This is a genomic window from Mycobacterium sp., from assembly GCF_039583805.1.
GTDB lineage: Bacteria > Actinomycetota > Actinomycetes > Mycobacteriales > Mycobacteriaceae > Mycobacterium.
In genome coordinates this window covers 5832-22818 of the sequence record NZ_JAVKSH010000043.1, presented here as the reverse complement: position 1 = coordinate 22818, position 16987 = coordinate 5832, and the positions used below count along the sequence as shown (strand labels likewise).

The 16987-nt window shown below is 69.4% G+C and carries 17 protein-coding genes; 15 read left to right on the top strand and 2 right to left on the bottom strand.

The features are described from left to right. Positions 1-58 precede the first annotated feature (58 nt). Positions 59-478: a metallopeptidase family protein gene (locus tag ABDW21_RS07900; RefSeq protein ID WP_343600987.1), complete on the bottom strand. Its 420-nt coding sequence runs from the start codon at positions 476-478 to the stop codon at positions 59-61. Between the two features lie 160 nt (positions 479-638). On the opposite strand from ABDW21_RS07900, the gene ABDW21_RS07895 reads away from it, so the two are divergent. The 5 genes from ABDW21_RS07895 (at position 639) to ABDW21_RS07875 (ending at position 6002) form a co-directional block, all read left to right on the top strand. Then, positions 639-1070 carry a DUF3499 domain-containing protein gene (locus ABDW21_RS07895; RefSeq protein WP_343600968.1) on the top strand — a complete coding sequence of 144 codons (432 nt, stop codon included), beginning with the start codon at positions 639-641 and terminating at the stop codon, positions 1068-1070. A 313-nt stretch (positions 1071-1383) separates the two neighbouring features. Next, positions 1384-2772 (top strand): phosphomannomutase/phosphoglucomutase, encoded by a 1389-nt coding sequence (locus ABDW21_RS07890; RefSeq protein ID WP_343600969.1) that lies wholly within the window; start codon positions 1384-1386, stop codon positions 2770-2772. Further along, positions 2769-3842 carry a TobH protein gene (locus ABDW21_RS07885; RefSeq protein WP_343600970.1) on the top strand — a complete coding sequence of 358 codons (1074 nt, stop codon included), beginning with the start codon at positions 2769-2771 and terminating at the stop codon, positions 3840-3842. The genes ABDW21_RS07890 and ABDW21_RS07885 overlap by 4 nt, the downstream gene beginning before the upstream one ends. Positions 3843-3849: 7 nt before the next feature. Continuing rightward, positions 3850-5076, top strand: a complete 1227-nt coding sequence (manA, locus tag ABDW21_RS07880) for a mannose-6-phosphate isomerase, class I (RefSeq protein WP_343600971.1) — start codon at positions 3850-3852, stop codon at positions 5074-5076. Beyond that, complete coding sequence (locus ABDW21_RS07875) at positions 5073-6002, top strand: cation diffusion facilitator family transporter (protein ID WP_343600972.1); 930 nt, start codon at positions 5073-5075, stop codon at positions 6000-6002. Before manA ends, ABDW21_RS07875 begins: the two co-directional genes overlap by 4 nt. Here the strand turns inward: ABDW21_RS07875 and ABDW21_RS07870 are convergent. Beyond that, positions 5963-7372, bottom strand: a complete 1410-nt coding sequence (locus ABDW21_RS07870; protein ID WP_343600973.1) for an oxidoreductase — start codon at positions 7370-7372, stop codon at positions 5963-5965. The genes ABDW21_RS07875 and ABDW21_RS07870 overlap by 40 nt on opposite strands. 178 nt (positions 7373-7550) lie before the next feature. On the opposite strand from ABDW21_RS07870, the gene ABDW21_RS07865 reads away from it, so the two are divergent. From ABDW21_RS07865 to ABDW21_RS07820, 10 genes are all read left to right on the top strand, one after another. After that, complete coding sequence (locus ABDW21_RS07865) at positions 7551-8768, top strand: alkane 1-monooxygenase (protein ID WP_343600974.1); 1218 nt, start codon at positions 7551-7553, stop codon at positions 8766-8768. After that, positions 8768-8929 (top strand): rubredoxin, encoded by a 162-nt coding sequence (locus ABDW21_RS07860; RefSeq protein WP_343600975.1) that lies wholly within the window; start codon positions 8768-8770, stop codon positions 8927-8929. The genes ABDW21_RS07865 and ABDW21_RS07860 overlap by 1 nt, the downstream gene beginning before the upstream one ends. A gap of 19 nt (positions 8930-8948) precedes the next feature. Beyond that, complete coding sequence (gene rubB, locus ABDW21_RS07855) at positions 8949-9131, top strand: rubredoxin RubB (protein ID WP_343600976.1); 183 nt, start codon at positions 8949-8951, stop codon at positions 9129-9131. A 27-nt stretch (positions 9132-9158) separates the two neighbouring features. Continuing rightward, complete coding sequence (locus ABDW21_RS07850) at positions 9159-9803, top strand: TetR family transcriptional regulator (RefSeq protein WP_343600977.1); 645 nt, start codon at positions 9159-9161, stop codon at positions 9801-9803. Positions 9804-9879: 76 nt separating this feature from the next. Beyond that, positions 9880-11352 carry an adenosylhomocysteinase gene (gene ahcY, locus ABDW21_RS07845; RefSeq protein ID WP_343600978.1) on the top strand — a complete coding sequence of 491 codons (1473 nt, stop codon included), beginning with the start codon at positions 9880-9882 and terminating at the stop codon, positions 11350-11352. 78 nt (positions 11353-11430) lie between these two features. Then, positions 11431-12060 (top strand): dTMP kinase, encoded by a 630-nt coding sequence (locus ABDW21_RS07840; protein ID WP_343710272.1) that lies wholly within the window; start codon positions 11431-11433, stop codon positions 12058-12060. Positions 12061-12107: 47 nt separating this feature from the next. Continuing rightward, the gene (mtrA, locus tag ABDW21_RS07835; RefSeq protein ID WP_343600980.1) at positions 12108-12794 is read left to right on the top strand and encodes a two-component system response regulator MtrA; all 687 of its coding nucleotides are present in this window, start codon (positions 12108-12110) and stop codon (positions 12792-12794) included. Next, positions 12791-14497 (top strand): MtrAB system histidine kinase MtrB, encoded by a 1707-nt coding sequence (mtrB, locus tag ABDW21_RS07830; protein ID WP_343710271.1) that lies wholly within the window; start codon positions 12791-12793, stop codon positions 14495-14497. Before mtrA ends, mtrB begins: the two co-directional genes overlap by 4 nt. After that, positions 14497-16254, top strand: coding sequence for an MtrAB system accessory lipoprotein LpqB (gene lpqB, locus ABDW21_RS07825; RefSeq protein WP_343710270.1), 1758 nt, complete (start codon positions 14497-14499; stop codon positions 16252-16254). Before mtrB ends, lpqB begins: the two co-directional genes overlap by 1 nt. Positions 16255-16309: 55 nt before the next feature. Beyond that, entirely contained in the window at positions 16310-16945 is a 636-nt protein-coding gene (locus ABDW21_RS07820) for a ComF family protein (RefSeq protein ID WP_343710275.1), read from the top strand. Positions 16946-16987 lie beyond the last annotated feature (42 nt).

Below are 16987 nucleotides of genomic sequence, written 5' to 3'. Positions count from 1 at the left end.
GCTGGCCCTTCGGCGGGCGACCCGCTGCGCCCGGCGTCGCCGCGCTTGCGATCACCCGCTAGTCGTCGATCGTGGGGTCGACGACGGAAGGGTCGACGCCCAGATACGTCGCCACCTGAGCCACCAGGATCTCATGCAGTAGTTCGGCAAGTTCCTCGGTGTCTTTCGCGCGCCGTTCGATCGGCTTGCGGAACAACACGATTCGCGCCCTGGTGGCACTGCCCCGCACGTCGACACCAGCCGGGATCAGTGTGGCCAGCGCGATCGGCCCGTCGGCGACCACCTCCGGGGGCCACTGCACGCTACCGGGGTCCTTGGGGGAGATGCGCGGTATCTCGTCGACGGCCACGTCGAGGCCCGTCAACTTTTCCTGCCAGCGCCGTTCGACGGGCTCGTAGGCTTCCAACACGGTCATGTCGAACCGTTCGGCTCGGCTGCGCCACCCGGGGACGGTGGGCGGCAGCAGCGGCCCGCGCATGTCGCGGCCGCGGCGGGATACCGGTCGTCGCCTCGGCTGCTGCCCGCGCCCGGAGCTGCGCGAATCGGCCACCCGGCGATGGTAACGGTTCGCACCCGAGCCTTTACGTATGCGCGTGTCCGGCGCTGCGCGCACGCCGGACCACGATAGCCTCACGTTCGTGAATGTTCCGCGGCGCTGCTGCCGGCCCGGGTGTCCGCACTATGCGGTGGCGACGCTGACGTTCGTCTACTCGGACTCCACCGCAGTGGTCGGCCCGCTGGCCACCGCCCGTGATCCGCATGCGTGGGATCTGTGCGTCAGCCATGCCGGCCGGATCACTGCACCGCGCGGTTGGGAGCTGGTCCGCCATGCCGGCCCGCTGCCCGCCAACCCGGATGAGGACGACCTGATCGCGCTGGCCGAAGCCGTGCGTGAGGGTTGCGACGAGTCCGCGATCAGACCGCCGCTCAACGGGTTCGCCCAGCCAGATGGTCATCATCGGCCGGCCACCGTGTCCGGTGCCGCTGTGTTGGCGCCCGCCGGCGAGCGCTCTGTTGGCACCGGACGCCGACGCGGCCATCTGCGGGTGTTGCCTGACCCCACCGACTAGCGGTCGCGCTCATACGTTCGTCGGGATCATGTGCTTGTCACCAGGTCTGCAGCACAGCCAGGTCGATGTGACTAACGAGGCGTGTGGGTCGACCCTGTGCAGCCCGGCCGCACCGAACGTGAAGCTGTTGTGACCACCCCTTGAACCAGGGCCGGATTTTTTCCAAGGGCTTCACGTTCGGTGACCTGACCCCGGGTGCACGGCACCCCGACGAACTGACGAGCGAGCTAGCGGCCGCGTGACGTCAACCCGCGACGGCGATCAAAGCGGCTAGGCTGACCACCGAACGTCCCCGTCCTCAGGAGCTCCAGCCATGTCCCGGCCCGCAGCGGCTGTCAACCGTGTGATCAAGGCGTACGACGTGCGAGGTCTGGTCGGGGCCGAGATCGACGAACTCTTTGTTGCCGACGCTGGCGCCGCCTTCGCCCGGTTGATGCGGGCCGAAGGCGGCAGCCGGGTCGTCATCGGCCACGACATGCGGGACAGTTCGCCGGCGCTGGCCGCCGCTTTCGCCACCGGGGTGACCGGCCAAGGACTCGACGTGGTCCGCATCGGTCTGGCGTCCACCGACCAGTTGTATTTCGCCGCCGGGCTGCTGGACTGTCCCGGCGCGATGTTCACCGCCAGCCACAACCCCGCGGACTACAACGGCATCAAGATGTGCCGGGCGGGGGCCAAACCGGTCGGCGCCGACACCGGGTTGACCGCCATCCGCGACGACCTGATCGTCGGCGTGCCGGGCTATGACGGGCCGCCCGGTTCGGTCACCGATCACGATGTGCTGGCCGACTATGGCGCTTTCCTGCGCTCGCTGGTCGACACCTCGGGTTTGCGCCCGCTGCGGGTGGCCGTGGACGCGGGCAACGGCATGGCCGGTCACACCGCGCCCGCGGTGCTCGGTCCGATCGACTCGATCACCCTGTTGCCGTTGTACTTCGACCTCGACGGCTCGTTTCCCAACCACGAGGCCAATCCGCTCGACCCGGCGAACCTGGTGGACCTGCAGGCGCACGTGCTGGCCACCGGCGCAGATATCGGGTTGGCCTTCGACGGCGACGCCGACCGGTGCTTCCTGGTCGACGAGCGTGGCCTGCCGGTGTCACCGTCGGCGGTGACCGCTCTGGTCGCCGCCCGCGAACTCGACCGGGAGATCGGCGCCACCATCATCCACAACCTGATCACGTCCCGGGCGGTGCCGGAACTGGTGGTCGAGCGTGGCGGCACACCGGTGCGCTCCCGCGTCGGGCACTCCTACATTAAGTCCCTGATGGCCGAGACCGGCGCGATCTTCGGTGGCGAGCATTCCGCGCACTACTACTTCCGGGATTTCTGGGGCGCCGATTCGGGGATGCTGGCCGCGCTGCACGTGCTGACCATGCTGGGCGGCCAGCCTCGCCCGCTGTCGGAGGTGGTCGCCGACTATCAACGTTATGCATCGTCCGGCGAGGTCAACTTCGCAGTGGCCGACGCCGCCTCCGCCACCGAGGCGGTGCTGGCATCTTTCGGCCCCAGGATTCACTCCATCGACCATCTGGACGGGGTGACCGTCGACCTCGACGACGGCAGCTGGTTCAACCTGCGCAGCTCCAACACCGAGCCGCTACTGCGGCTCAACGTGGAGGGACGCTGCGCCGAGGACGTCGACGCCGTCGTCCGCCACATCGCCGCCGAGATCGCCGCCCGGACGAAGGCCCGCATGTGAACGCCGTCCACTCCACGGTCGACCTCGACGACGCCGACGGGCTCATCGCCGCCGACCGCGACGGGCTGCTGCGGGCGGCGTCGACAGCGGGCGCCCAGGTGCGCGCCACCGCGGCCGCGCTGGCGGAGGGCGCCCTGGACCCGCTGCGCGGCGAGTACCGTACCCGCACGGTGATCTGGGTGGCCGGCCGCGGCACCGCAGAGACCGCCGGTGGCCTGCTGGCCGCCACATCGGGCGGTTCGGCCGGCGCACCGTTCGTGGTCACCGCCGACGCTCCGACATGGATCGGTGCACTCGACGTGCTGGTCGTGGCCGGCGACGATCCCGGCGATCCGGCGCTGGTCGCGGCCGCCGCGACCGGGGTTCGGAGGGGTGCGCGCGTTGTCGTCGCGGCGCCGTACGAGGGTCCGCTGCGCGACGCGACCGCGGGCCGGGCGGCGGTTCTGGAGCCCCGGCTGCCGGTGCCCGAGGAGTTCGGCCTGTGCCGGTACCTGGCCGTCGGGCTGGCCACGCTGGAGACCGTCGACCCCAAGCTGCGCACCGACCTGGCCGCGCTGGCAGACGAGCTGGACGCGGAGGCGTTGCGCAACAGCACCGGCCGGGAGGTGTTCACCAACCCGGCCAAGGCGTTGGCCGGACGCATGTCGCAGCGCAGCGTGGTGCTGGCCGGCGACTGCGCCGCGACCTTGGCGCTGGCCCGTCACGGCAGTTCGAGCATGCTGCGGATAGCCCATCGGGTGGCGGCGGCCACCGGTCTGGCGGACGCGCTGGTGGCGCTACGCGGGATGCCGGCCGAGCCGCAGGACGACATCTTCCACGACGACGAGATCGACGGGCCCCGCGGCGACCGGTTACGGGTGCTGGCGTTGACGCTGGCCGCCGAGCGCACGGTGGTCGCGGCCCGGGTCGCCCGGCTGGCTGACGTCGATATCGTCGGCGCGGGGGACGTGCCGGACGCGTCCGACGCCGGCCCGGTGCCGGTCGGCAGCGCGCGGGCAGAGCAGCAGCTGGCAGTATTGGCTGTCCGGCTGGAGATGGCCGCGGTTTATTTGCGACTGGCGCGGGGATAGGTACACGGTGGAGTTGCTTCGCGGAGCGGTGCGGACGTATGCGTGGGGATCGCGCACCGCGATCGCCGAATTCACCGGACGCCCCGTGCCGGCCGCCCACCCCGAAGCCGAGCTGTGGCTGGGCGCGCATCCGGCCGATCCGGCGTGGCTGCAGACCGGCGCCGAGCACACCTCGTTGCTGACAACCCTGGCCACCGATCCGGACGGGCAACTCGGCCCGGCGAACCGGGCCCGGTTCGGGGACGTGCTGCCGTTTCTGGTGAAGGTGCTGGCCGCCGACGAGCCGCTGTCGCTGCAGGCCCATCCCAGTGCCGAGCAGGCCGCCGAGGGGTATCTGCGTGAGGAGCGACGGGGCATTCCGGTGAACTCGCCGGTGCGCAACTATCGCGACGCCAGCCACAAACCCGAGCTACTGATCGCGCTGCAGCCGTTCGAGGCGTTGGCCGGATTCCGGCCGGTGGCCCGCACGGTGGAGCTGCTGCGGGCGCTGGCGGTGTCCGACCTGGACCCCTTCATCGAGCTGCTGGGCGACCAGTCCGACGCCGACGCCCTGCGCGCACTGTTCACCACCTGGATCACCGCACCCCAACCCGACCTCGACGTGCTGGTGCCCGCCGTCCTCGACGGCGCTATCCAGTATGTCAGTTGCGGGGCAAGGGAATTCGCGGCTGAAGCCAGGACCGTGCTGGAACTCGGGGAGCGCTATCCCGGTGACGCCGGGGTGTTGGCCGCGTTGCTGCTGAACCGGATCACGCTGGCCCCCGGCGAGGCGATCTTCCTGCCCGCCGGCAACTTGCACACCTACCTGCGCGGGCTCGCCCTGGAGGTGATGGCCAACTCCGACAACGTGTTACGGGGCGGCCTGACTCCCAAACACGTCGACGTGCCCGAACTGCTGCGGGTGCTGAACTTCGCCCCCACCACCGAGGCGGCGCTGCGGCCGGCCGTGCGCTGCGACGGCTTGGAGGTGGTCTATGAGACCCCGGCCGACGAATTCGCGGTCTCGATGCTGGTGCTCGACGGCGACCACCTCGGTCACGAGGTTGACGCGCCGTCGCGCCATGACGGACCGCAGATCATGCTGTGCACCCAGGGTTGTGCGACGGTGCACGGGAAGTCCGCCGCGCTCGCGCTGACGCGGGGCGAGGCCGGCTGGGTGGCCGCCGACGACGGGCCGATCCGCCTGGTCGCCGATCAGCCGGCCACGCTGTTCCGGGTCACCGTGGGTCTGTGAGCGCGCCGACGCCGACCAGCGGCGCCCGCGCGATCCTGGCGGCGCTGGCCGCCAACGCCGGCATCGCCGCCGCCAAGTTCCTCGGCTTTCTGGTCACCGGCAGTTCGTCGATGCTGGCCGAGTCGGTGCACTCGGTGGCCGACACCGGCAACCAGGCGCTGCTGTTGTTCGGGCGGCGGGCCGCCCGAAAGCTGGCTGACGCCCTGCACCCGTTCGGCTACGGTCGCAGCCGCTACTTCTGGTCGTTCGTGGTGGCGCTGGTGTTGTTCACTCTGGGCGCGGTGTTCGCGCTCTACGAGGGCTGTCACAAGATCTTCCAGCCCAGCGAGCTGAGCTTGCCGGCGGTGGCGCTGGTGATCCTGGTGCTGGCAATCGCATTGGAGACGTTCAGTTTTCGCACGGCGATGGCCGAGTCGCGGCCGTTGAAAGGTGACGCTGGCTGGTGGCGGTTCATCCGCGACTCGCGCAATCCGGAGCTGCCCGTGGTGCTGTTGGAGGACGCCGGCGCCCTGGTCGGATTGCTACTCGCGCTCACCGGCGTGGGTGTGACCGTTGCAACCGGCGATCCGGTGTGGGACGGCGTCGCCACGATCGGCATCGGTGTTTTGTTGGGGCTGATCGCGGTCGTCTTGATGGTCGAGATGCACAGCCTGCTGATCGGGGAGAGCGCCACCGACGCGGAAGTCGACGCGATCCGGGCGGCGCTGGAAGCCACCGAGCACGTCCGTCGGGTGATCCATCTGCGCACCCAGTACCTGGGACCCGAGGAGATGCTGGTGGGCGCCAAGATCGCGGTGGCTCAGCAGGTGAGCCTGTCCACCGTCGCGGCCACCATCGACGACGCCGAGGCCAACATCCGCGCGGCGGTGCCTGCCGCCCGGGTCATCTACCTCGAGCCCGACCTGGACCGCGCACGGTTGCCATAGCGGTCGCGCCAGACCTGGCGGTGCTCGCCGAGCCACATCCGCATGTTGTGCCGAACGGCGCGTCCCACAATCGCCGCCGACGGCACCATGTACAGGCTGTCGAGCAGCGAAAACCTGCGCAAGAACCATTCGGCCAGAACAGGATCGGTCTCAGCCGCGCCGAGGAACTGGTCGAACAGGCCGCCCACCGGCCGGTACCACCACGGCATCGGCCCCTCGGCCCGGTGGAACGCGAAGTCGCCGACAGCGTTCATCTGCCACACCGGAAAGATGGTCTTCGCGCTGGCGCGGTTGAGTTGTCGAGCCGGATCGCCGCCCGCCTGCAGCGCTCGTCGCAGGTTGCCGGCCTGCAGCGAGGTCATCGTCATACCCTGCCCGAAGGTGGGGTCGAAGCTGGCGACCGCGTCGCCCAGCGGCGCGATGCCCGCCGGGAACCGGTTCAGCTTGTCGTAACGGCGCCACCTGCTGGCGGGAAAGCGGTGGAAAGCCGGTTCACCGACCGGTTCGGCCTGTTCGAGCACGGCCGTGAACCGGGCCGGCAGCAGCTTTTCGGCGAGCACGAGCATGTCCGAAAACGAGTGCGGTGGTTCGGTTTTGGCGACACCGAAGGTGGTGAGAACCCACCCGCTCTCGTGGCCCAGCATGCCCAGCCCGAGCGGTTGGCGCCGGGACGCGCCGGCGACGACCACCCGTTCGGCGATCACGTCCTCGGGAAGCCGGAAATCGTGTGACGCGTAGCAGATGCCGACGTCGACGACCTCTTCGAGTGGACGGGCAAATCCCCATTGCTCCAACCACACCGGCAGCCTGGTGCCGCGCCCGGCGGCGTCGACCACGAGGTCTGCGGCGACGAACTCGGGCTCGCCGGCATCCGCGGAATCCAGCATCACCCCGGTCACCCGTTGGGCGTCCGCGTCGAAGCGCGGTTGCGCCACCGAGCGCTGCGCTATCTCGACGTTGGGGATGGCGCTCACCCGGCGCCGGATCTGCCATTCCAGTTGTGGCCGGCTCGGCACGTAGGCGGTGAACTCGTCGCGCAGGGTGCGCCCGGTGCCCAGCACGTGGCCGGCCGCGCCGAAGTGGATGCAGTCCGGCCGGTTCTCCAATACCGGCACGCCGGACGCCACCATGTCGTCGAGCAGGCCGGGAAACAGCCCGTCGAATTCCGCCGCGCCGCGTGCCATCAACAGGTGCAGGTGCCGGCCCTGCGGGACGGCCGTGCGGTTGCCGGGAGCGGCGGGCAGGTGATCGCGGTCGAACAGCGTCACCCGGTCGTAGAAGTCGGACAGCACCCGGGCGGCGCACAGGCCGGCGATGCTGGCCCCGATGACGACGGCGTGTCCGCTCGGGCGCGTCGTGCGGCGGCGCATGACCCGGACAGTACCCGGTTGCCGCATGTGAGAGCGCGAGGCAGCGGAGCCGTGCGGCACCGGATCCGCCGCGCACGGCCGCGGTTTTACAAAGTAACCTAATATGTCTAGACAGAAGACATAAATGCCTATAATGTCGATCTTCGATCCGCTGCGACGAACCCGGGAGGACGACACCATGACGCCAGCACCAGAGCAGACGGTATGGCAGGACAAGAAGCGTCGCCTGTGGCTGTTCGGGCTTATCGCCCCAACCGCGCTGCCGGTGATCCTGCCGATCGTGTGGGTGCTGAACCAGGCCGGCTGGCAGGCCGCCGCGCAGGTGCCGTTCTGGATCGGGCCGTTCCTGGTCTACGTGCTGCTGCCGCTGCTCGACCTGCGCTACGGGCCGGACGGACAGAACCCGCCCGACGAGGTGATGGCGCAGCTGGAGAACGACAGGTACTACCGGCTCTGCACGTATCTGTACATCCCGTGTCAATACGTCAGCGTGGTGCTGGGCGCCTACCTGTTCACCGCGTCGGACCTGAGCTGGCTGGGAGTCCAGGGGTCGCTCAGCTGGCCGGCCAAGATCGGCCTGACGCTGTCGGTGGGAGTCCTGGGCGGCGTCGGGATCAACACCGCCCACGAGATGGGGCACAAGAAGGACGCACTGGAGCGCTGGCTGTCCAAAATCACCCTGGCGCAGACCTGCTACGGCCACTTCTACATCGAGCACAACCGCGGCCATCACGTGCGGGTGGCCACTCCGGAGGATCCCGCGTCGGCGCGCTTCGGCGAGACGTTGTGGGAGTTCCTGCCCCGCAGTGTGCTCGGTGGCCTGCGCTCGGCGTGGCAGCTGGAGGCGGCCCGGCTGCGTCGGCTGGACAAGAGCCCGTGGCATCCGTCGAACGACGTGCTCAACGCCTGGGCCATGTCGGTGCTGCTGTGGGGCGTGCTGATCGCGGTGTTCGGCCCGGCGCTGATCCCGTTCGTCGTCGTGCAGGCGGTCTACGGCGTCCACATGCTGGAGGCGGTCAACTACCTGGAGCACTACGGCTTGCTGCGGCAAAGGACCGGCAGTGGTGGCTTGCACGGCCGCTACGAGCGCTGCACACCCCAGCATAGCTGGAACTCAGACCACCTCGTGACCAACCTGTTCCTCTACCACCTGCAGCGGCACAGCGACCACCACGCCAACCCGACGCGGCGCTACCAGACGCTGCGCAGCATGGACGGCTCGCCGACCCTGCCCAGCGGGTACGCCTCGCTGATCGGTCTGACCTACTTCCCGCCGCTGTGGCGCAAGGTGATGGACCACCGGGTGCTGGCCCACTACGACGGTGACATCACCAAAGCCAACCTGCACCCGCGGTCTCGGGCGAAGATCCTGGCCCGCTATCGCGTGGCGGCGTGATGGCCGCCTACCGGTGCCCGGTCTGCGACTACGTCTACGACGAAGCCAAAGGCGCTGCGCGGGAGGGCTTTCCGGCCGGCACACCATGGCAGCAGATCCACGACGAGTGGTGCTGCCCGGATTGCGGGGTCCGCGAGAAGATCGACTTCGAACCCACCTGACCAGAACGGAGCTGAACCGATGAACGACTACAAGCTGTTCCGCTGCATCCAGTGCGGCTTCGAGTACGACGAGGCGCTGGGCTGGCCCGAGGACGGCATCGCGCCGGGCACCCGCTGGGACGACATTCCCGGCGACTGGAGCTGCCCGGACTGCGGCGCCGCGAAATCAGACTTCGAGATGGTGGAAGTAGCCCGTTCGTAGCGGCCGGCGACGACGCAGAACGCAGTGATGAGGGCCAGCGGCGTGACAGGCACTACCCTCGCGCATGTGACACGCGTCCCCTACGCGGAGGCGTCGCGGGCCCTGCTGCGCGACTCGGTGCTGGACGCCATGCGTGACCTGCTGCTCGACCGCGACTGGTCGGCGATCACGCTGGCCGACGTGGCCCACGCCGCGGGCATCAGCCGGCAAACCATCTACAACGAATTCGGATCCCGGCAGGGCCTGGCGCAGGGGTACGCGCTGCGGCTCGCCGACCGGCTGGTGGACCTCGTCGACGACGCGCTGCCCGCCAACATCGGCGACGTCTATGCGGCCTTCCTGCAGGGGTTCCGGAGCTTCTTCACCGAGTCGGCGGCCGATCCGCTGGTGTTGTCCCTGCTGACCGGGGTGGCCAAACCCGATCTGCTGCAACTCATCACCACCGACAGTGCGCCGATCATCAACCACTGCTCACAGCGGCTGACGGCGTCGTTCACGCACAGCTGGATCAAGACCAGCGAGGAGGATGCCGGCATCCTGGCGCGCGCGATCGTGCGACTTGCCCTGAGCTACGTCTCGATGCCGCCGGAGGCCGACCACGACGTCGCCGCGGACCTGGCGCGGCTGATGACGCCGGCCGCCGAACGCTACGGTGTGGTGGTCACCGACTGACCCGGGATCACACGCCCGCGCCGTCGGCGCTAATGTATATGCAAGCTAAGTAACCGACCAAGATTGGGCGCATCTAATGACGACGACCGAGCAATCGCTGAGCACCGACGTCCGCAACGGCATCGAATACAAGGTCGCCGACCTGTCGTCGGCGGACTTCGGCCGCAAGGAGATCCGGCTGGCCGAGCACGAGATGCCGGGTCTGATGTCGCTGCGCCGGGAGTACGCCGACGTCCAGCCGCTCAAGGGTGCCCGCATCTCCGGTTCGCTGCACATGACGGTGCAGACCGCGGTGCTGATCGAGACGTTGACGAGCCTCGGCGCGCAGGTCAGATGGGCGTCGTGCAACATCTTCTCCACCCAGGACCACGCCGCGGCCGCGGTGGTGGTCGGTCCGCACGGCACCCCCGAGGAGCCCCAGGGCACCTCGGTGTTCGCCTGGAAGGGCGAGACGCTGCAGGAGTACTGGTGGGCCGCCGAGCGGGCGCTGACCTGGCCAGGCGAACCGGCGAACATGATTCTCGACGACGGCGGCGACGCCACCATGATGGTGTTGCGCGGCATGCAGTACGAGAAGGCCGGCGTGGTGCCGCCCGCCGAGGAGGACGACTCGACGGAGTGGAAGGTTTTCCTGGGCCTGCTGCGCGAGCGCCTGGAGACCGACAAGAACAAGTGGACGACGATCGCCGAGTCGATCAAGGGCGTCACCGAGGAAACCACCACCGGGGTGCTGCGGCTCTACCAGTTCGCCGCGGCCGGGGACCTGGCGTTCCCCGCGATCAACGTCAACGACTCGGTGACCAAGTCCAAATTCGACAACAAGTACGGCTGCCGGCACTCGCTGATCGACGGCATCAACCGCGGCACCGACGCGCTGATCGGCGGCAAGAAGGTGCTGATCTGCGGCTACGGCGATGTGGGCAAGGGCTGCGCGGAGTCGGTCAAGGGGCAGGGCGCCCGGGTCGTCGTCACCGAGATCGACCCGATCAACGCGCTGCAGGCGCTGATGGAGGGCTACGACGTCAAGCGGGTCGAGGACGTCATCGCCGAAGCGGACATCGTCGTCACCACGACCGGCAACAAAGACATCATCACCCTCGAGCACATGAAGGCGATGAAGGACCAGGCCATCCTGGGCAACATCGGCCACTTCGACAACGAGATCCAGATGTCCCGGCTGGAACGCTCCGGCGCCGTCAAGACGACCATCAAGCCGCAGGTGGACCTGTGGACCTTCGGCGACACCGGCCGCTCGATCATCGTGTTGTCCGAGGGCCGGCTGCTCAACCTGGGCAACGCCACCGGGCACCCGTCGTTCGTGATGAGCAACAGCTTCTCCAACCAGGTGATCGCCCAGATCGAGCTGTGGACCAAAAACGACGAGTACGACAACGAGGTCTACCGGCTGCCCAAGCACCTCGACGAGAAGGTGGCCCGCATCCACGTCACCGCGCTTGGCGGTGAGCTGACCACGCTGACCAAGGAGCAGGCCGAGTACATCGGCGTCGACGTCGAGGGCCCCTACAAGCCGGACCACTACCGCTACTGAGGCGGCCGTGATCGTGCCGAGTGTGCGGTTTCATACGCGACACGCCGGGATCGGCGTACGAGACCGCACACTCGCGTCATGCTGATCGCGATCGAGGGCGTCGACGGCGCCGGTAAGCGCACGTTGACGCAGGGCCTGCGCGCGGCTTTCGAGGCGGCCGGGAAGTCGGTGGCCACGCTGGCATTCCCGCGCTACGGGCAGTCGGTGCCCGCCGACGTCGCGGACGAGGCCCTGCACGGCCAGCACGGCGACCTGGCGTCGTCGGTGTACGCGATGGCCATGCTGTTCGCGCTGGACCGTGCCGGCGCGGCCGGGCGGATCGAGGAGCTGCGCCGCGATCACGACGTCGTCGTCCTGGACCGCTACGTGGCGTCCAACGCCGCCTACAGCGCGGCGCGCCTGCACCAAGACGCCGACGGCGACGTGGTGGGCTGGGTGCACCGGATCGAGTACCGGAGGCTGAAGCTACCGGAACCGGATTGGCAAGTGCTGCTTGGGGTTTCGGCGGAGCTCGCCGCTCAGAGGGCCCGCTGCCGGGCACAGCGCGACGCGGGCCGGGCCCGGGACGCCTACGAGCGCGACGACGACCTGCAGCAGCGGACCGGTGCTGTGTACGCCCGGCTGGCAGCCGCGGGGTGGGGCGGACCGTGGCTGGTGGTCGACGCGCACGTGGACCCGGCGGAGCTGGCCGCCAGGATAGGCAGTTAGCAAAAAGCGCGTGTGGTAGCTCAGTTTTGTCCCGAACTGGTGACACCATGGACACCATGAAGCAAAGAATTCTCGTCGTCGACGACGACGCGTCGCTCGCGGAGATGTTGACCATCGTGTTGCGCGGGGAAGGCTTCGACACCGCGGTCATCGGTGACGGCACCCAGGCGCTCACCGCGGTCCGCGAGCTGCGGCCCGACCTGGTGCTGCTGGACCTGATGCTGCCCGGCATGAACGGCATCGACGTGTGCCGGGTGCTGCGTGCGGACTCCGGCGTGCCGATCGTCATGCTGACCGCCAAAACCGACACCGTCGACGTGGTGCTGGGCCTGGAGTCGGGTGCCGACGACTACATCATGAAGCCGTTCAAGCCCAAGGAGCTGGTTGCGCGGGTGCGGGCCCGGTTGCGGCGCAACGACGACGAGCCCGCCGAGATGCTGTCCATCGCCGACGTCGACATCGACGTACCGGCGCACAAGGTCACCCGCAACGGCGAGCAGATCTCGCTGACACCGCTGGAATTCGACCTGCTCGTCGCGTTGGCGCGCAAACCGCGGCAGGTGTTTACTCGTGATGTGCTGCTCGAGCAGGTGTGGGGATACCGCCACCCCGCGGACACCCGTTTGGTGAACGTGCACGTCCAGCGTCTGCGGGCCAAGGTGGAGAAAGACCCGGAGAACCCGACTGTGGTGCTGACCGTTCGAGGAGTGGGATACAAGGCCGGACCCCCGTGATCTTCGGCTCGCGGCGACGCATTCGCCGACGGTCCCCGCCCGTGCTCGGCATGAATGCGTTGAGTCGAGCCGTCGCCACCGCCTGGCGCCGCTCCCTGCAACTGCGGGTGGTGGCGCTGACACTCGGGATGTCGCTCGCGGTGATCCTGGTGCTGGGTTTCGTGCTGACCAGCCAGGTCACCGACCGGGTGCTCGACGTCAAGGTCCGTGCGGCCACTGAGCAGATCGAGCGGGCCCGGACCACCGTCAGCGGCATCGTCAGCGGCGAGGAGGCGCGCTCGCTGGACAGCAGCCTGCAGCTGGCCCGCAACACCTTGACGTCCAAAACCGACTCCACCTCCGGTGCCGGGCTGGCCGGCGCCTTCGACGCGGTGCTGATGGTGCCCGGCTACGGCCCGCGGCCGGCGGCGTCGGCCGGACCCGCCAACCAGGTGCCGGACACGCTGCGCGACTTCGTCAAGGCCGGACAGGTCGCCTACCAGTACGCGACCGTCACCACCGACGGGTTCGCCGGGCCCGCCCTGATCATCGGAACCCCGACGACGTCGCGGGTGACCAACCTGGAGCTGTACCTGATCTTCCCGCTGGGCAACGAGCAGAGCACGATCTCGCTGGTCCGCGGCACCATGGCCACCGGCGGCCTGGTGTTGCTCGTGCTGCTGGCCGGCATCGCCCTGCTGGTCTCGCGCCAGGTGGTGGTGCCGGTGCGAACGGCGGCGCGGACCGCCGAACGGTTCGCCGAGGGCCACCTCGCCGAACGGATTCCGGTACGCGGCGAAGACGACATGGCGCGGCTGGCGGTCTCGTTCAACGACATGGCCGAAAGCTTGTCCCGGCAGATCGCCCAACTCGAGGAGTTCGGCAACCTGCAGCGAAGGTTCACCTCTGACGTCAGCCATGAGCTGCGGACGCCGCTGACCACGGTGCGCATGGCCGCCGACCTGATCTACGACCACAGTGCGGACCTGGACCCCACGCTGCGACGCTCGACCGAGCTGATGGTCAACGAGCTGGACCGGTTCGAGGCGTTGCTCAACGACCTGCTGGAGATCTCCCGGCACGACGCGGGTGTGGCCGACCTGTCCGTCGAATCGGTCGATCTGCGGGCCACGGTGAACAACGCGCTGGGCAGCGTGGGCCACCTCGCCGAGGAGTCCGGCATCGAGTTGCAGGTCGACCTGCCCGCCAACGCGGTGATCGCCGAAGTCGACACCCGCCGGGTGGAACGGATCCTGCGCAACTTGATCGCCAACGCCATCGACCATGCCGAGCACCAGCCGGTCCAGATCACGATGGCCGTAGACGAGGACACGGTCGCGGTGACCGTGCGCGACTACGGGATCGGGCTGCGGCCGGGCGAGGAGAAACTGGTGTTCAGCAGATTCTGGCGCGCGGACCCGTCGCGGGTTCGCCGGTCCGGCGGCACCGGGCTGGGGTTGGCGATCAGCGTCGAGGACGCCCGCCTGCACCAGGGCCGGCTGGAAGCCTGGGGTGAGCCCGGCAAGGGTTCCTGCTTCCGGTTGACGCTTCCGCTGGTCCGCGGCCACAAGGTCACCACCAGCCCGTTGCCCCTGAAACCCACACTGAAACCCCGACCGAAATCCCCACCGAAATCCCCGTCGAAATCTACTGTGCCACCGGCCGGCACCGAAAGCACAGGGCTCCCGGCCCGCAAGCGGGAGCACGCCGAGAGGGCCGGGTGATGCGGCAGCTGGCAGCGCTGTTGTTCGCGACGCTGCTGCTCGCAGGCTGTTCCGGAGTGCCCAGCTCCTCGGCGCCGCAGGCGATCGGCACCGTCGAACGACCGGTACCCACCAACCTGCCCAAGCCGACCCCCGGCATGGACCCCGATCTGCTGTTGCGCGAATTCCTCAAAGCCACAGCCGATCCCGCGAACCGGCACCTGGCGGCTCGGCAGTTCCTCACCGCCTCGGCATCGAACGCCTGGGACGACGCGGGCAGCGCGCTGCTCATCGACCACGTGGTGTTCGTCGAAACCCGCGGCAACGAAAGGGTTTCGGTGACCATGCGGGCAGACATCCTGGGTTCGCTCTCGGACATGGGCGTTTTCCAGACCGCCGAAGGGCTGCTGCCGGATCCCGGTCCGATCGAATTGGTGCAGACGCCCGGCGGGTGGCGCATCGATCGGCTGCCCAACGGAGTCTTCCTGGACTGGCAGCAGTTTCAGGCCACCTACAAGCGCAACACCCTGTATTTCGCCGACCCGACCGGCAAGACAATGGTCCCTGATCCGCGCTATGTCGCGGTGTCCGACCCGAATCAGCTCGCCACCGAGTTGGTCTCCAAGCTGATCGCGGGCCCGCGTCCGGAGATGGTGAAATCGGTGGGCAACATGCTGGCCCCGCCGTTGCGGCTGAGCGGGCCGGTGACGCGGGCCGACGGCGGCAAAACCGGAGTGGGGCGTGGTTACGCCGGGGCCCGGGTGGACCTGGAGACGTTGAAGATCGGGGATCCGCGCAGCCGGCAATTGTGCGCGGCACAGGTTATTTGGACGTTGGCACGCGCCGACGTCAAGGGCCCGTACGTGATCAACGTCGACGGCGCGCCGCTCGACGACCGATTCGCCGACGGGTGGAACACATCGGATGTGGCTGCGACCGACCCCGGTGTGGCCGAGGGCGCGGTGGCCGGCGTGCACGCCCTGATGGGTGGGACGCTGGTGGCGCCGGACGGGGAGCGCACCGTCCCGGTTCCCGGAGCGTTCGGGCGGATGCCGGATCAGAGCTCCGCCGCGCTGTCGCGCAGCGGACGCCAGGTGGCATCGGTGATAACCCGCCGGCCCGGCGCCCCGGACGCGGCAGCCTCGCTGTGGATCGGCGATCTGGGCGGCGAGGCGATGCAATCCGCGGACGGGCACAGCCTTTCCCGGCCCAGCTGGTCGCTGGACGACGCGGTGTGGGTGGTGGCCGACGGCACGAGCGTGCTGCGGGTCATCCAGGAGGCGGCGTCGGGGCAGTCGGTTCGGCTGCCGGTGGACGCGGCCGCGGTGTCGAGCCGCTTCCCCGGGCCCATCACCGAGCTGCGGCTGTCCCGGGACGGGACCCGGGCCGCGATGGTCATCGGCGGGCAGGTGATCCTGGCCAGCGTCGAGCAGACCCAGGTCGGCCAATTCGCGTTGACCTACCCGCGGCGGCTCGGGTTCGGGCTGGGCTCGTCGGTGGTCTCGTTGTCCTGGCGCACCGACGACGACATGGTGGTGAGCCGCACCGATGCCCAGCATCCGGTGTCGTATGTGAACCTGGACGGCGTCAACTCCGATGCGCCCAGCGACAACCTCGCGCTGCCGGTGTGGACGATCGCGGCCGACCCGTCGGCGGTCTACGTCGCCGATCCGCGGGGCGTGCTGCAGCTGCCCGCCGCGGGCGCCGACAGCTCCCCCGGCTGGTCGGACGTCGCGCCGTTCACGGTGGCCGGGGCGGTGCCGGTGATGCCGGGATAGCCGGCGAGCGCCTGTCACACCGCGGCGTCACACTGCACACATGCTCGACGCGCACATGCTCGACCTGGTCCTGCCGCTGGAGTGCGGCGGCTGCGGCGCGCCGTCGACGCGCTGGTGCGCGAGCTGCGCGCACCAGCTGGCGGTCGGCGCGGACGCGCCGCACGTCGTCACACCGCGCGTCGACCCCGGCGTGCCGGTGTTCGCGCTCGGCCGCTACGCCGGTGCCCGCCGGAGGGCGATCGTCGCGATGAAGGACCGCGGGCGCGCCGACCTGATAAAGCCGTTGGCGTGCGTGTTGGCCGCCGGCGTGCACCGGCTGCTCACCTGGGGTCTGCTCGACGTCCCGCTGACCATCGTGCCTGCGCCGACCCGCCGGGCGGCGGCCCGCAGGCGCGGCGGGGATCCGGTCACCCGGATGGCCCGCGCCGCGGTTGCCGGCCACCCGCACATCGCGGTCGCTCCGGCGCTGCGGATGACGGCGCTGGCCCGCGACTCGGCAGGCCTGAGCAGCGGCGCCCGCGAGCGCAACATCGCCGGCCGGGTGCGGCTGCGCAAGCGCCCGCCCGGACGCCACGAGGTGTTGCTCGTCGACGACATCGTGACCACCGGCGCGACGGCGCGCGAGTCGGTCCGCGTCCTGCACGCCGCGGGCGCACGGGTGGCCGCCGTGCTGGCGGTGGCTGCCGCGTGACCCGGTGTGCTCAGGGTGACCCGGTGTGCTCAGGGTGACCCG

Excerpts from the sequence above, each read along its gene's own strand:
- ABDW21_RS07870 (WP_343600973.1), bottom strand. The coding sequence starts at position 7,372 with ATGCGCCGCCGCACGACGCGCCCGAGCGGACACGCCGTCGTCATCGGG.
- ahcY (WP_343600978.1), top strand. The coding sequence starts at position 9,880 with ATGACGACGACCGAGCAATCGCTGAGCACCGACGTCCGCAACGGCATC.
- ABDW21_RS07820 (WP_343710275.1), top strand. The coding sequence starts at position 16,310 with ATGCTCGACCTGGTCCTGCCGCTGGAGTGCGGCGGCTGCGGCGCGCCG.
- ABDW21_RS07860 (WP_343600975.1), top strand. The coding sequence starts at position 8,768 with ATGGCCGCCTACCGGTGCCCGGTCTGCGACTACGTCTACGACGAAGCC.
- lpqB (WP_343710270.1), top strand. The coding sequence starts at position 14,497 with ATGCGGCAGCTGGCAGCGCTGTTGTTCGCGACGCTGCTGCTCGCAGGC.
- rubB (WP_343600976.1), top strand. The coding sequence starts at position 8,949 with ATGAACGACTACAAGCTGTTCCGCTGCATCCAGTGCGGCTTCGAGTAC.
- ABDW21_RS07900 (WP_343600987.1), bottom strand. The coding sequence starts at position 478 with ATGCGCGGGCCGCTGCTGCCGCCCACCGTCCCCGGGTGGCGCAGCCGA.
- ABDW21_RS07865 (WP_343600974.1), top strand. The coding sequence starts at position 7,551 with ATGACGCCAGCACCAGAGCAGACGGTATGGCAGGACAAGAAGCGTCGC.
- mtrA (WP_343600980.1), top strand. The coding sequence starts at position 12,108 with ATGGACACCATGAAGCAAAGAATTCTCGTCGTCGACGACGACGCGTCG.
- ABDW21_RS07890 (WP_343600969.1), top strand. The coding sequence starts at position 1,384 with ATGTCCCGGCCCGCAGCGGCTGTCAACCGTGTGATCAAGGCGTACGAC.
- ABDW21_RS07840 (WP_343710272.1), top strand. The coding sequence starts at position 11,431 with ATGCTGATCGCGATCGAGGGCGTCGACGGCGCCGGTAAGCGCACGTTG.
- ABDW21_RS07850 (WP_343600977.1), top strand. The coding sequence starts at position 9,159 with ATGAGGGCCAGCGGCGTGACAGGCACTACCCTCGCGCATGTGACACGC.